Source organism: Streptomyces caeni (assembly GCF_042678285.1).
GTDB lineage: Bacteria > Actinomycetota > Actinomycetes > Streptomycetales > Streptomycetaceae > Streptomyces > Streptomyces caeni.
On sequence record NZ_JBHUDX010000012.1, the window covers coordinates 23730 to 38127 of the forward strand.

Consider the following 14398-nt stretch of genomic DNA (forward strand, 5'->3'; position numbering starts at 1 on the left):
CTGTTTCACGGGCCACTGCCGTCCGGTGAGGGGCGGTCTCACACGGCCTCAGCAGGCCTGACTTCCCGCCCGTCCGACGCTGGGTTTGGCAACTCGGTTGTCGGACCGGGCGCTTCCAGTCGTGCTGCCGCGACCCTTCGGGGCGCTACAGGCAGGATGACCCACACCTCCACCCTGAAGGATGGAGCGCTGGGCAAGCGTCTGGTGGCGGCCACCCGGCCCCTCTCGCCTCCTCGCCCGGCTCACGCGCCCCGGCCCGCGCCGCCCGCCAGGTCGTCATCCGGCCCGGCCGCCGCGCACATGCCGCCGGGCGGCCAGGGTCCACAGCGCGAGCCCCAGGACCAGGACGCTCCCGGTGCCGATGCCGCCCACGGCGACCAGCTTCATCGCGCGGCTGTCCCGTCCCCCGCCTTCGCTCCGGCTCCCGCTTCCGCCGCCCCCGTCGCCGTCGGCCCGCGGCACGGCGCCCCCGGTGCCGACGGCGCGGTCTCCCCCGCCGCCTCCCTCCTCCGCCCCGGCCTCCGCCCCGGCCTCCGCCTCCTGGCGGTCCGCCGCCGTCACCTCGAACACGTCCCGAGGTGACGGCCGTCCCGCGTAGGCCGGACCGGACGCCGGAGTCCCGCTCAGCCGCACGCGCAGCGTCAGCGTGAACGGCCCCTGCCCGAACCTGTCCGCGACCGGTGCGCCGAGGTGCACCGCGAGGTAGTACCAGCCGGCGAACCGCATCCCGCTCGCCCTGCTGCCGACGGCGTGGCGGTTGGCGTACTCGACGGGCGGCAGTGGATCGAGCGCGGCCGATGCCCGGGCGCCGCTGTAACCGGCGTCGGCGTCGTCGACGTGCGCGCGGACCGGGTTGTACAGCGACATGACCATGGCGGTGCCCACATAGCCGGAGCCTCCGGTGGAGCCGCCCAGTTCGGCGGTGGCGGACAGTTGCCGGCCCCAGTCGACGGGCACCTTGTAGAAGAGGGTCTGCCCCGGCCGTATCGCGTCCTGCCAGACGCCCTGCCCGAGGGCGCTCGCCGTGGCGAAGCCGGCTCCGCCCTCGCGCCGTGTCGCGTCACCCGCGAGGGGCTGCGGTGCCGCCGAGTTCCATGCGCCGGGCGGGACCGTCCGGCCCGGCTGCCGCAGGGCGGGTTCGGACACGTAGTCCAGCTCCAGGTCCCAGTCGCCGGACGCGGGGGCGGACAGGTCGCGCTGTTCGACGACCACGTAGTACACCCCCGCCCGTCGGCACACATAGGTGCCCGGACCGGTCTCCCGGGCCGCCCACGCGGCGATGGGGTGCGGGCTCTGGGTGGGGCCGACGTGGGTGGTTCCCGAGGAGCACAGGGTGCCGTCGGCGTCCTGGACGGACACCTTGAGACCGTCGGAGGAGGAGACCGCCGCGCCCGCACCGGGGACGGCCGTCGCGGAGACATAGGCGGTGGCGGTGGCGTCGAGGTCGAGTCGGTAGTAGCGCTTGCCGTCGGCGGGCAGGCTGCTCCTGTAGGTACGCCCGGGGTCCAGGCGTACGGCGCCCGCGGTGCCGGTGGCGCCCGCGACCGTCCGGGCGCCGGGGTCGAACGCGTACGGGGCCGGCGCGGCGGCCCCAGGCATGGCGACCGTGGCGGCCCGCGCGGGGAGCGCCACGCTCACGCCGAGCACCGCCGTGCACAGGGCGACCGCCGCGCGTGCCGGCGTGCGGCCGCGCCGGAGCGCCCCGCAACCAGGCTCCGTGCGCCGCCTCATCACCCGCCACCCCCGTCCTGCGCTGCCCGGACCGTCGCCCATCCTGCACCGCACGACACGTCGGCACCCGCGCATTGCGTACGAGCGGCCGAAACGGCCTCCCCAGGACACCGGGCAGGGGGCGCGCTCCATTGCCGACGCCCCCTACACCCGCCCCGCCTCCGGGGCAACACAAGGCCCCGACCGCATCGACGGCCGGGGCCTGCTCTGATTCTGTCGTCCGTCGGGCTCAGGAACCCGTGGGCACGGAGTCGGTCGCCTCCGTCCACAGATCCTGCTCGGCGCGATCCGCCTGGATCTGGCGGTACACGAGGAGCCCGCCGATGGCGGCCAGTGCGACCAGGAGAAGCTTCTTCACCGCGCGACCTCGTCTTTCCTTGACGTAGGGGACCTCTGGCGCCCGACTATACACACCGGCCGATATCGACCAGTGACCTGCGTCGGTCCTCCATTGGTCCTCAACTGCCGCCCTGCACACCCCAGTACGGCAGGACGGCACCGCTCCGATCTACGCGCGATCAGACCTCACAGAACGTGATGTTCACTACCTTCCTCACCCGAACCGGACGTTCGGGGCCTCTTGCGCCCGTCCGGGTGGTGTTCATCGGAAGATCGACGCGCCACGGGCGTCGGTCCACCACTTCCCAGCGCCCTTACACATCATGAGGAAAGTACGCAAATCGACCAACCTGAAAGTGAGGGGTCATGACCGGGAACAAGGTCATGAAACTGTGGACCGCCATCGTCACAGCCTTCCTGGCGCTGTGCGCCGCGCTCGGATTCGCCACCACGACCGCCGAGGCGGCCGTGGCCCAGACACAGCCGGCACACAACGGCAGCCCACAGGCGACGCTCCCGATGCCCGCTCCCGACAGTTGGGCGCGCGACCGGTCCCTGCCCCCCACGATGAAGCAACGCATCAGCGCCGAGGCCCACGGAGCCGCCCCGACCTGCCGCCACCGCGCGCGCACGACCGCCGTCGCGTCGGTCCCGATCGCCCGCCATGCCCTCAGGAGCCTGCACGAACCTGCCACCTCCATCGAGCCGACGGTGCGCCTGCGGCTGTGACCTCGGAACCGCCACCCCCGGCACCACGACGACATCTCGGGCGATCTTGCGTACGACGCCTTCACGGCGAAGACCCCCAACCATGGCCGGTCGGGGGTCTCTTCGCTGGTGGGGCTGACAGGATTTGAACCTGTGGCCTCATCCTTATCCGGTCGATCATGCGGTGTCGGCAACATCGGCCAGCGCTCTCCATGCCTCACCTGACCGTTCACTGCCGTCCAGTTCGGGTCACCGCCGTTCGCGCTTGTTGGTGTCAGCCGCTGGTGTCAGCGGAGTGGGGCGGTCTTGGCAGATCCAATCCGGCACGCTAGGCGTTTCGTTTCCGCCTGCGTCTCCTCAGCGGTGCTGTCATCCACATCGTCAGTCCGATAAGGGATAAGACGGCTGCCCCTCCGATGAGGGTAGGAACGGCCCCTATGAAGAGGAAGGTGACCAGTAGATCTGCCCACGTCGGCTCCTCACCCATCGTGCTCCCACCTTGTGCCATAAACGCTATGACGCGGGCAGGAAACGATCAGTTCCGCAGCTCTACACGGCTCGGTCACTGGCAGTCATATCGGCCGTGCTTATCAGCTCGCAACCTCAGCCCACCACCTTCCCCAGCTCCCATCCCGCCCGCCGTCGACCCACACACCGTGGAGCGGGCGTGGTTCAGGGCGTCAAGGTGGAACGCGCCACCGTACGAACGACCTTGACGCCCTGGGCCGCGTCTGCTCGGCTCTGCCTGGGTCGGCGGGGGGGCCGGGACGAGCTCCCCGCGCATGCCCCTAGGGACCCGCAGCCGGCGGCGGCGCCCCCTCCATCCCGGTGCCGGCCGATCCCCCGCCGGAGGCATTGTCTTGGCCGTGAGCTGCTCTATGGGGTGATCGACTCATAGCGCCTGGCCCTGTCCGCAGTGGGCGCGCGTCGGCACAGCGTGCGCCGGCAGGACATCGACTCCGAGGCTAGGCAGTTCACGCCGGTCAAGCAGGTGCAGCGCGTGAAGGGCGTCGGTCTGGTCCTCAAGGATCTCAAGACCGAGTCGTCACAGGCGGTGCTCCCCTTGCCGGAGTTCTGTGCCCGCGCCCTGGAAGAGCGGCGGGAGCTGCAAGAGCTGGAACAGAAGATCGCCGGTCAGCACTGGTCTCAGGAGCCGGACCAAGACCTGATCTTCTCGTCCGAGCATGGCGGAATGATCGATCCGGTGGGCTTCTCCCGCACTTTCGATCGGCTGGTCGAGCGGGCCGGCGTCCGCCGCATCACGGTCCGGCTCGCCCGGCACACCTGCGGGACCCTGCTCGCCTTCCTGAAGGTGCACCCCAAGGTGGCTCAGGCGATCCTCCGGCACAGCCAGATCAGCATGACCATGGACGTCTACACGCACGTGGTGGGCAACAGCGAGCGGGAAGCCGTCGCGATGCTCGCCGAGCTGCTGGAAGACCCGCTCATCGGCTGATCGCCGCTGTTGGTGTCAATCGCTGGTGCCAAGAGACCCCCGGACCGATGATCCGGGGGTCTCTTCGCTGGTGGGGCTAACAGGATTTGAACCTGTGGCCTCATCCTTATCAGGGATGCGCTCTAACCAACTGAGCTATAGCCCCGCCGCGCTCTGCGGTGTGCGTCCCGCGCGCTGACTCCTGAAGATTAGCGCACGACGTGGGCAGTCCCAAAATCGATAACCAGGGGTCCGTCCGGGGCGCGCTCGGGAACCCCGGCTACTCGTCCTCCGCCAGCGTCAGCTCGACGCCGCCCACGAAACCCGCGGAGAGGTTGTAGATGAACGCGCCCAGCGTCGCCAGGGCGGTCGCCAGAACGACGTCGATGACAGCGATGATCATCGTGAACATCAGCACATGCGGCAGCGACAGGAACGACTGCAGGTCGAATCCGTTCGACTCGTTCGAGCCGGTGGCCTCCGAGATCGTGCCGCCGACCGTCGAGAAGACGCCCATGGCGTCCATGACCATCCACAGCACCGCCGACGCCACGATCGTGCAGATGCCGAGCGCGATGGAGAGCAGGAAGCTGACCTTCATCACCGACCACGGGTCCGCCTTCGCCACCCTGAGGCGCGCCTTGCGCGTCCGGGGGGTGGTGCGCGCGCCGGTGCGGGGGCGGCGTACGGCGCCCGCCGGTGTCTGCGCCGGGTAGGCCTGCGGCGGGTGGTAGGGCCCCGCGGGCTGCTGCGGCTGCCGATCGCCCGGCAGCGGGGACGCGGCCGCCGGCCCCTGACCCGGGGCCTGCTGTACGCCCGGTGCGGCCGGCGCGGCGCCCGGAGCGGCCGGCGCGGCGCCCGGAGCGGCCGGGCCCGCTCCAGCCACGTACTGCTGGGTCTGCGGGCCTCGGGTGTCCGTCACAGTTCCCCCCTGGGATCCATGAGACTGATGGGAGCCGGTCTGATCCGTGCCGGAACCATGGCCGCCGTCCGTCTCCGTACCCGTCGGTCCGGCGCCCGTGGCTCCGCTCACGCTGACTCACTCCTCGTGCTACTCGGCCGAGGGCGTTTCACCCTCGTCCGTGCCGGTCGTCGCGGCACCCTCGGCGATCTCGTCCACGGCCTCCTCGCCGTCGACTTCCTCCGCCTCGCGTCCCGCCTCGGCGTTACGTGCGATACCGACGACGGCATCGCGCTTGCCCAGGTTGATCAGTTGGACGCCCATGGTGTCACGGCCCGTCTCCCTGACCTCGTTGACTCGCGTACGAATCACACCGCCGGACAGCGTGATGGCGAGGATCTCGTCGCTCTCCTCGACCACCAGCGCGCCGACGAGCGAGCCGCGGTCCTCGACGATCTTGGCGGCCTTGATGCCGAGGCCGCCGCGACCCTGGACGCGGTACTCGTCGACGGCGGTCCGCTTCGCGTACCCGCCGTCGGTGGCAGTGAACACGAACGTACCGGGTCGAACGACATTCATCGAGAGGAGTTCGTCGCCCTCACGGAAACTCATCCCCTTGACGCCCGAGGTGGCACGGCCCATCGGCCGCAGGGACTCGTCGGTCGCGGTGAACCGGATCGACTGCGCCTTCCTGCTGATCAGGAGCAGATCGTCCGAGGGCGAAACCAGCTCGGCCCCGATCAGTTCGTCATCGGATCCGCCCTCCGTCTCACGGAGATTGATCGCGATGACGCCTCCGGAGCGCGGCGAATCGTAATCCTTCAGAGGCGTCTTCTTGACCAGACCGCCCTTGGTGGCGAGCACCAGGTACGGCGCGGCCTCGTAGTCGCGGATCGCGAGGATCTCCGCGATCGACTCGTCCGGCTGGAAGGCGAGCAGGTTCGCGACGTGCTGGCCGCGGGCGTCCCGGCCGGCGTCGGGCAGTTCGTACGCCTTCGCGCGGTAGACGCGGCCCTTGTTGGTGAAGAACAGCAGCCAGTGGTGCGTCGTGGACACGAAGAAGTGGTCGACGATGTCGTCTTCCTTGAGTTTCGTGCCGCGCACGCCCTTGCCGCCGCGCTTCTGCGAACGGTAGTCGTCCGTCTTGGTGCGCTTGACGTAGCCGCCGCGCGTGATGGTGACGACGATGTCCTCTTCGGCGATCAGGTCCTCGATGGACATGTCGCCGTCGAAGGGCACCAGCTTGGAGCGGCGGTCGTCGCCGAACTTCTCGACGATCGCGCCGAGTTCCTCGCTGATGATGCCGCGCTGGCGGACCGGCGAAGCGAGGATCTCGTTGTACTCGCGGATCTTCGCCTGGAGTTCGTCGTGCTCCTGGACGATCTTCTGTCGCTCCAGGGCGGCGAGGCGCCGCAGCTGCATCTCGAGGATGGCGTTGGCCTGGATCTCGTCGATCTCCAGCAGGCCCATCAGACCCTCACGGGCGATCTCGACCGTGTCGCTGCGCCGGATCAGCGCGATGACCTCGTCGATGGCGTCCAGGGCCTTCAGCAGGCCGCGCAGGATGTGCGCACGCTCCTCGGCCTTGCGCAGCCTGAAACGCGTACGGCGGACGACGACCTCGATCTGGTGCGTCACCCAGTGACGGATGAACGCGTCCAGGGACAGGGTGCGCGGCACCCCGTCGACGAGCGCCAGCATGTTGGCGCCGAAGTTCGTCTGCAGGTCGGTGTGCTTGTAGAGGTTGTTCAGGACGACCTTGGCGACCGCGTCGCGCTTGAGCACGATGACCAGCCGCTGGCCGGTGCGCGAGGACGTCTCGTCGCGGACGTCGGCGATGCCGCCGATCTTCCCGTCCTTGACCAGGTCGGCGATCTTCTGCGCGAGGTTGTCCGGGTTGACCTGGTAGGGCAGCTCGGTGACCACCAGGCACTGGCGGTTCTGGATCTCCTCGACCTCGACGACCGCGCGCATGGTGATCGAGCCGCGCCCGGTGCGGTAGGCCTCCTCGATGCCCTTGCGGCCCACCACCAGGGCGCCCGTCGGGAAGTCCGGGCCCTTGATCCGCTCGATGAGGGCGTCGAGCAGCTCCTCGTGCGAGGCGTCCGGGTTCTCCAGGTACCACTGGGCGCCGGCCGCCACCTCGCGCAGGTTGTGCGGCGGGATGTTGGTCGCCATGCCGACCGCGATACCGGCGGAGCCGTTGATCAGCAGGTTCGGGAAGCGGGACGGAAGGACCGTCGGCTCCTGGGAGCGGCCGTCGTAGTTGTCCGTGAAGTCGACGGTCTCCTCGTCGATGTCGCGGACCATCTCCATGGACAGCGGCGCCATCTTGCACTCGGTGTAGCGCATGGCGGCGGCGGGGTCGTTGCCCGGGGAGCCGAAGTTGCCGTTGGAGTCCACCAGCGGCATCCGCATCGACCACGGCTGCGCGAGGCGGACCAGCGCGTCGTAGATCGAGGAGTCGCCGTGCGGGTGGTAGTTGCCCATGACGTCGCCGACGACGCGGGCGCACTTGTAGAAGCCGCGCTCGGGCCGGTAGCCGCCGTCGTACATCGCGTACAGGACGCGGCGGTGCACGGGCTTGAGCCCGTCCCGGACGTCGGGCAGCGCACGCGAGACGATGACGGACATCGCGTAGTCGAGGTACGAGCGCTGCATCTCCGTCTCGAGCCCGACGGGCTCGACACGCATCGCGAGTTCGCCGCCCTCTTCGGGGGTGACTGGGGTGTTCTCGTCGGCCATTGCCGGTGGGGATCCTTCCTGGTGCGGTCAGCTGAGACCGACTCAGATGTCGAGGAAGCGGACGTCCTTGGCGTTGCGCTGGATGAACTGGCGGCGGGCCTCGACGTCCTCGCCCATGAGGACCGAGAACAGGTCGTCGGCCTGGGCGGCGTCGTCCAGGGTGACCTGGCCGAGGACCCGGTGCTCCTGGTCCATCGTGGTCACGCGCAGCTCCTCGGCGTTCATCTCGCCGAGGCCCTTGAAGCGCTGGATCGAGTCCTCGCGGACCCGCTTGCCGCGCTGGCGGCCCATCTCGATCAGTGCGTCGCGCTCGCGGTCCGAGTAGGCGTACTCGACGTCGTCCCGGCCCCACTTGATCTTGTACAGCGGGGGACGGGACAGGTACACGTGCCCGGCCTCGACCAGCGGCCGCATGAAACGGAAGAGGAAGGTCAGCAGCAGTGTGCTGATGTGCTGGCCGTCGACGTCGGCGTCCGCCATCAGGATGATCTTGTGGTAGCGGAGCTTCTCGATGTCGAAGTCCTCGTGCACACCCGTGCCGAAGGCGGAGATCAGCGCCTGGATCTCCTGGTTCTGCAGGATCTTGTCGATCCTGGCCTTCTCGACATTGAGGATCTTGCCGCGGATCGGGAGGATCGCCTGGTACTGAGGGTTGCGGCCGGACTTGGCCGAGCCGCCGGCGGAGTCACCCTCGACGATGAAGATCTCACACTTGGTCGGGTCGTTCGACTGGCAGTCCGACAGCTTGCCCGGCAGGGACGCCGACTCCAGGAGGCCCTTGCGCCGGGTCAGGTCACGCGCCTTGCGGGCCGCCACACGCGCGGTGGCCGCCTGGATGCCCTTGCGGATGATGTCCGCGGCCTCCACCGGGTTGCGGTCCAGCCAGTCGTTGAGGTGCTCGTAGACCGCCCGCTGCACGAAGGTCTTCGCCTCCGTGTTGCCCAGCTTGGTCTTCGTCTGGCCTTCGAACTGCGGCTCGCTCAGCTTGACCGAGATGATCGCCGTCAGCCCCTCACGGATGTCGTCACCGGTGAGGTTGTCGTCCTTCTCGCGCAGCAGCTTCTTGTCGCGCGCGTACTTGTTGATCAGGCTCGTGAGGGCCGCGCGGAAGCCCTCCTCGTGCGTACCGCCCTCGTGCGTGTGGATGATGTTGGCGAAGGAGTACACGCCCTCGCTGTAGCCGCTGTTCCACTGCATCGCGACCTCGAGGGACAGGCTCTTGTCCTTGTCCTCCGCCTCCAGGTCGATGACGGTGGGGTGCACCACGTCTCCCTTGCGGGAGTTGAGGTACTTCACGAAGTCGACGATGCCGCCCTCGTAGTGATAGGTGACGGCCTTGACTTCGTCCTTCTCGTCGGCGCCCGCCTCGTCCGCACCGGTCACGGCCTTCGCCGACTCGCGCTCGTCAGTGAGTTTGATCGTCAAACCCTTGTTGAGGAACGCCATCTCCTGGAAGCGCCGCGAGAGCGTCTCGAAGGAGTACTCGGTGGTCTCGAAGATGTCCGGGTCGGCCCAGAAGGTGACGGAAGTGCCGGTCTCGCCCGTGGCCTCGTGCTGCGCGAGCGAGGCCGTCGGGACGCCCATCTTGTAGTCCTGCGTCCAGCGGTGGCCGTCGGTCCTGACCTCGACAGAGACCCTGCTGGAGAGGGCGTTCACAACGGAGACGCCCACGCCGTGCAGACCGCCGGAGACTGCGTAGCCGCCGCCGCCGAACTTGCCGCCCGCGTGCAGGACCGTCAGCACGACCTCGACGGCCGGCTTGCCCTCGGAGGGGACGATGCCGACCGGGATGCCACGGCCGTTGTCGACGACCCGTACCCCGCCGTCGGGAAGGATCGTGACGTCGATGGTGTCCGCGTACCCGGCCAGCGCCTCGTCGACGGAGTTGTCGACGACCTCGTACACGAGGTGGTGCAGACCGCGCTCACCTGTCGAGCCGATGTACATACCGGGTCGCTTGCGGACCGCGTCCAGACCCTCGAGGACGGTGATCGCGCTGGCGTCATACGAAGCGGTCACCTCGCCGGTGGACGAGGTGACCTCGGCGTGTGCGCCGGCGTCGGTGGACGGGATGTTCTCGTTGGGGTTGCCGGAATCGGCCACGAAGCGCCCTTTCTGGCACAGCACAAGCCAGGCTCGTCGGCGGTTGCCGGAGCGGCTGCGGCATGTTGCGTTGGTAAGCCTTGATCAGCGTTGCTCAGCTTTACCCGGACGGTCCCCACGAACGGGGCGGGATTGTCCCCCAGTCTACCGGTAGCGCCGACAGTGATGGGGGTTTGCCGGTACCTGAGTCCGCATGTGCCGCCCTCAACCGGTCTCACCCGACTCCCCATATACGGAACGGGGCTCCAAGAGGCTCTGAGCGGCACTCAGCGCTTCCGGCTGTCAACCCTTGGCTACTGCGGAGTCAGGTCGGTGTCCGCCCCCACGCGGGGCGTGACGGAGGCCCCCTCAGGGACTGCTCCGGGCGGCCTCGGGTGATGTATGTCACCCATAGGTGTCGCCCGGCCCGGTGCTCCCCGGGGCGCGCAGGGGACCCAAGCGGCGGGCGGACCCGTCGGGGCCGTGCACCCTGATCATCCGGACCGTCCCGTGCCCGAGATCCTCGTTGAGGCGCGCGACCAGCTGCGGGGCCAGCAACCGCAACTGCGTCGCCCACGCCGTGGAGCCGCACTGCACGGTCAGAACGCGTTCGTCCTCGTCGTACCGCTGCGGGACGCAGTGCCTGGCGAGGTCCTCGCCGACGATCTGCGGCCAGCGGCCCATCACGCCGCCCACCGCGGCCGGCGTCTCCCAGCCGCGCTCGGTGATCAACCGGTTGATGGCCGCGCCGAGCGCCATCGGATCGCGGCGGTCGGCGCGCGCGCCGGAGCGCAGGCCACCGCGCCGCGCCTGCTTCTTCTGCTGTGCCGCGTCCCCACGCGCGCGTGCCTGTTCCTTCGCGTTCCTCAGTGCCACGCGTGCGAGGTCCACGCCCGAGAGGCCGGGGGTCTTGCCGGGGGCGGGCTCGTCGGTGCTCATGCACGCTCCACGGTGCCGTCGGACACGGTGTACCGGGTCCCCGTCAGGGCGTGTGGTACGTCGTCGTCGACCGCGGCGGTCACCAGGACCTGCTCCCCGGGCGCGACCAGCTCCGCCAGGCGCTCACGACGGCGGGTGTCCAGCTCGGCGAAGACATCGTCGAGGACGAGCACCGGTTCATTGCCCTCCGCGCGCAGAAGGTCGTACGACGCCAGGCGCAGCGCCAGCGCGCAGGACCAGGACTCCCCGTGGGACGCGTATCCCTTGGCGGGCAGTCGGCCGAGTCTGAGCAGCAGATCGTCCCGGTGGGGTCCCACCAGGGTGACGCCGCGCTCGATCTCCTGCTTGCGGGCCTCGGCGAGCGCGGCCGTCAACTGCTCGCAGAGCGCCTCACGGGTGTACGCCTCACCGGGCGCGGACGGCCGGTACTCCAGGACGACCGGGCCGCCGCCGGGCGCCAGCTGGTCGTACGCCTTGTCGGCGAGCGGCTGGATCGCGGCGATCAGGTCGAGGCGCCGGGCGAGCAGCTCGGCGCCCGCGCGGGCGAGGTGCTGGTCCCACACGTCGAGGGTGGACAGGTCGATGGACCGGCCACCGTGGCGGCGGGCCAGCGCGGCCGACTTGAGGAGGGTGTTGCGCTGCTTGAGCACCCGGTCGTAGTCGGAGCGGACGCCCGCCATGCGCGGGGAGCGGGCGGTGATCAGCTCGTCGAGGAAGCGGCGCCGCTCGCCCGGGTCGCCCTTGACCAGCGCGAGGTCTTCGGGTGCGAACAGCACCGACCGTACGATGCCGAGCACGTCGCGGGGCCTGACCTGGGAGGACCTGTTGATGCGGGCGCGGTTGGCCTTGCCGGGGTTCAGCTCCAGCTCGATCAGCTGCCGGCGCTCGCCCTGGCGCACCGCGGCCCGGACGATCGCGCGGTCGGCGCCCACACGGACGAGGGGGGCGTCGGAGGAGACGCGGTGGCTGCCCAGGGTGGCCAGGTAGCCGACCGCCTCGACGAGGTTCGTCTTGCCCTGGCCGTTGGGGCCGACGAAGGCGGTGACGCCCGGGTCGAGCGGGACTTCGACCCGGGCGTACGAGCGGAAGTCGGCCAGCGACAGGTGCGTGACGTGCATGGTCGTTCGCCGACCTCCCCCAGGGTTGCGGACCGCCGGGCGGCCCTGTGGATCACTTCGTCTCGACGGCGTGGCCGCCGAACTGGTTGCGCAGCGCCGCGATCATCTTCATCTGCGGCGAGTCGTCCTGCCGGGACGCGAACCGCGCGAACAGCGACGCGGTGATCGCCGGCAGCGGCACCGCGTTGTCGATGGCGGCCTCCACGGTCCAGCGTCCCTCGCCGGAGTCCTCGGCGTAGCCGCGCAGCCGGTCCAGGTGCTCGTCCTCGTCGAGGGCACCGACCGCGAGGTCGAGCAGCCAGGAGCGGATGACCGTGCCCTCCTGCCAGGAGCGGAAGACCTCGCGGACGTTGTCCACGGAGTCGATCTTCTCCAGCAGCTCCCAGCCCTCGGCGTAGGCCTGCATCATCGCGTACTCGATGCCGTTGTGGACCATCTTCGAGAAGTGGCCCGCCCCCACCTTGCCCGCGTGGACCGAGCCGTACGGCCCCTCAGGCTTGAGCGCGTCGAAGAACGGCTGCACCTTGGCGATGTGCTCGGCGTCCCCGCCGTACATCAGCGCATAGCCGTTCTGCAGGCCCCAGACGCCGCCGGAGACGCCGCAGTCGACGAAGCCGATGCCCTTGGCCGCCAGCTGCCCGGCGTGCTTCTCGTCGTCCGTCCAGCGGGAGTTCCCGCCGTCCACGACCACGTCACCCGGCTCCAGGAGATCGGCCAGCTCGTCGATCGTGGACTGGGTCGGGGCACCGGCCGGAACCATCACCCACACCACGCGCGGGCCCGCGAGCTTGCCCACCAGCTCTTCGAGGCTGTGGACGTCCGCGAGGTCCGGGTTGCGGTCGTATCCGATGACGGTGTGCCCCGCGCGGCGTATCCGCTCGCGCATGTTGCCGCCCATCTTGCCGAGTCCGACGAGACCGAGCTCCATCAGTTGTTCCTTAGGTTGCGACGTGACGTGAGGGCACTTCCGTGCCCGCGTCCGAGCCTAAACCCGGACGCTCACGCACATCTGTGGGCATACACGCTCAAGCGTGTGGCCACGACCTGCGGCTTCACCTGACGGGCCGGGATGACCGGCATACCCGCGATCAACAGGGCCGGCAAGCGCTGTGGACGGCCGCTCAGCCGCTCAGCCGCACCGGCATGATCAGGTACTTGTACGCCTCGTTCGCCTCGGCGTCCACCGCCGGCTTCCCGTTGAGCAGCGCGGGCTTCGTGGACGTCGTGAAGGACAGCTGGGCCACCGGGGAGTCGATCGCGCTCAGTCCGTCCAGCAGGAAGGTCGGGTTGAACGCGATGGAGATGTCGTCGCCCTCCAGCTGGGCGTCGACCCTTTCCACGGCCTGTGCGTCGTCGCTGGAGCCGGCCTCCAGAGTCAGCACGCCCTGCTCGAAGCTGAGGCGCACCGGGGTGTTGCGCTCGGCGACCAGGGCGACGCGCTTGACGGCCTCGACGAAGGGGGCGGTCTCGATGGTGGCGACCGAGTTGAACTCCGTCGGGAACAGCGTGCGGTACTTGGGGAGGTCGCCCTCCAGGAGACGGGTCGTCGTACGCCGCCCGGCGCCCTCGAAACCGATCAGGCCCTCACCCGCACCCGAGCCGGACAGCGCCAGGATCACGCTGTCGCCGCTGGTCAGCGCCTTGGCGGTGTCCAGGAGTGTCTTGGCGGGCACCAGGGCGACCGCGGACGCCTCCGGGTTCTCCGGCTTCCACAGGAACTCGCGGACCGCGAAGCGGTAGCGGTCGGTGGAGGCCAGCGTCACCGTGTCGCCCTCGATCTCGATGCGTACACCGGTGAGCACGGGCAGCGTGTCGTCGCGCCCGGCTGCGATGGCGACCTGGGCGGCGGCCGCGGCGAAGACCTCGCCTGGGACGGTGCCCGTCGCGTTCGGCATCGGGGGCAGCGAGGGGTACTCCTCCACGGGAAGGGTGTGGAGGGTGAACCGCGAGGAGCCGCAGACCACCGTCGCCCGTACACCGTCTGTGGAAATCTCCACCGGGCGGTTGGGAAGGGCGCGGGAGATGTCGGCGAGGAGGCGGCCGGAGACGAGGACCGTGCCCTCCTCCTCGACCTCCGCCTCCACGGACACGCGCGCGGAGACCTCGTAGTCGAAGCTGGACAGGCTCAGCTGCCCGTCCTCGGCCTTCAGGAGCAGGCCGGCGAGGACAGGCGCCGGCGGACGGGCCGGGAGGCTGCGCGCCGCCCAGGCCACTGCCTCCGCGAGTACGTCGCGTTCCACCCGGATCTTCACGGTAAGCCGCCTCCTGCTGTTGCCGGCGTTCTCGCCCTGCTTCGCCTTCGTCGTCTGAGTGGTGTCCCGGACCCCTGGGACGGGAAGGACACCGGGGACCAGTCTGACGCACGGCACCGACAGTGGATGCCCGTCGGGGTCAAGTCGT

Annotated in this window: 10 protein-coding genes, 1 tRNA gene and 1 pseudogene; 2 read left to right on the top strand and 10 right to left on the bottom strand. The window is 69.6% G+C overall.

All coding sequences use genetic code 11. The features are described 5' to 3' along the window. Positions 1-276: 276 nt before the first annotated feature. Both ACFSL4_RS05140 and ACFSL4_RS05145 read right to left on the bottom strand, forming a co-directional pair. The gene (locus ACFSL4_RS05140; RefSeq protein ID WP_381078972.1) at positions 277-1731 is read right to left on the bottom strand and encodes a hypothetical protein; all 1455 of its coding nucleotides are present in this window, start codon (positions 1729-1731) and stop codon (positions 277-279) included. Positions 1732-1960: 229 nt separating this feature from the next. Further along, on the bottom strand, positions 1961-2089 hold the full coding sequence (locus ACFSL4_RS05145; RefSeq protein WP_003999697.1) for a DLW-39 family protein: 129 nt from the start codon (positions 2087-2089) through the stop codon (positions 1961-1963). A gap of 347 nt (positions 2090-2436) precedes the next feature. Between ACFSL4_RS05145 and ACFSL4_RS05150 the strand changes: the two genes are divergently transcribed. Continuing rightward, a complete protein-coding gene (locus ACFSL4_RS05150) occupies positions 2437-2799 on the top strand; it encodes a DUF6344 domain-containing protein (RefSeq protein WP_381078974.1) in 363 nt (120 codons plus the stop codon). Positions 2800-3694: 895 nt separating this feature from the next. Beyond that, a pseudogene (locus ACFSL4_RS05155) lies at positions 3695-4234 on the top strand (tyrosine-type recombinase/integrase); the annotation flags it as partial. A 68-nt stretch (positions 4235-4302) separates the two neighbouring features. On the opposite strand, the gene ACFSL4_RS05160 reads toward ACFSL4_RS05155, so the two are convergent. The 8 genes from ACFSL4_RS05160 to dnaN form a co-directional block, all read right to left on the bottom strand. Then, positions 4303-4379: transfer RNA gene (locus ACFSL4_RS05160), tRNA-Ile, on the bottom strand. A 114-nt stretch (positions 4380-4493) separates the two neighbouring features. Continuing rightward, entirely contained in the window at positions 4494-5246 is a 753-nt protein-coding gene (locus tag ACFSL4_RS05165) for a DUF3566 domain-containing protein (RefSeq protein WP_381078978.1), read from the bottom strand. A gap of 18 nt (positions 5247-5264) precedes the next feature. Beyond that, entirely contained in the window at positions 5265-7859 is a 2595-nt protein-coding gene (gyrA, locus tag ACFSL4_RS05170) for a DNA gyrase subunit A (RefSeq protein ID WP_381078980.1), read from the bottom strand. 42 nt (positions 7860-7901) lie between these two features. Further along, a complete protein-coding gene (gene gyrB, locus ACFSL4_RS05175) occupies positions 7902-9986 on the bottom strand; it encodes a DNA topoisomerase (ATP-hydrolyzing) subunit B (protein WP_381078982.1) in 2085 nt (694 codons plus the stop codon). A gap of 360 nt (positions 9987-10346) precedes the next feature. Further along, positions 10347-10880, bottom strand: coding sequence for a DciA family protein (locus ACFSL4_RS05180; RefSeq protein WP_381078984.1), 534 nt, complete (start codon positions 10878-10880; stop codon positions 10347-10349). Next, the gene (gene recF / locus ACFSL4_RS05185) at positions 10877-11998 is read right to left on the bottom strand and encodes a DNA replication/repair protein RecF (RefSeq protein ID WP_381078986.1); all 1122 of its coding nucleotides are present in this window, start codon (positions 11996-11998) and stop codon (positions 10877-10879) included. The genes ACFSL4_RS05180 and recF overlap by 4 nt, the downstream gene beginning before the upstream one ends. Positions 11999-12050: 52 nt before the next feature. Then, positions 12051-12926, bottom strand: a complete 876-nt coding sequence (gnd, locus tag ACFSL4_RS05190) for a phosphogluconate dehydrogenase (NAD(+)-dependent, decarboxylating) (protein ID WP_381078988.1) — start codon at positions 12924-12926, stop codon at positions 12051-12053. A 193-nt stretch (positions 12927-13119) separates the two neighbouring features. Then, positions 13120-14250, bottom strand: coding sequence for a DNA polymerase III subunit beta (dnaN, locus tag ACFSL4_RS05195; RefSeq protein WP_381078990.1), 1131 nt, complete (start codon positions 14248-14250; stop codon positions 13120-13122). Between the last annotated feature and the right edge of the window lie 148 nt (positions 14251-14398).

Excerpts from the sequence above, each read along its gene's own strand:
- ACFSL4_RS05140 (WP_381078972.1), bottom strand. The coding sequence starts at position 1,731 with ATGAGGCGGCGCACGGAGCCTGGTTGCGGGGCGCTCCGGCGCGGCCGC.
- ACFSL4_RS05150 (WP_381078974.1), top strand. The coding sequence starts at position 2,437 with ATGACCGGGAACAAGGTCATGAAACTGTGGACCGCCATCGTCACAGCC.
- gyrA (WP_381078980.1), bottom strand. The coding sequence starts at position 7,859 with ATGGCCGACGAGAACACCCCAGTCACCCCCGAAGAGGGCGGCGAACTC.
- ACFSL4_RS05180 (WP_381078984.1), bottom strand. The coding sequence starts at position 10,880 with ATGAGCACCGACGAGCCCGCCCCCGGCAAGACCCCCGGCCTCTCGGGC.
- recF (WP_381078986.1), bottom strand. The coding sequence starts at position 11,998 with ATGCACGTCACGCACCTGTCGCTGGCCGACTTCCGCTCGTACGCCCGG.
- gnd (WP_381078988.1), bottom strand. The coding sequence starts at position 12,926 with ATGGAGCTCGGTCTCGTCGGACTCGGCAAGATGGGCGGCAACATGCGC.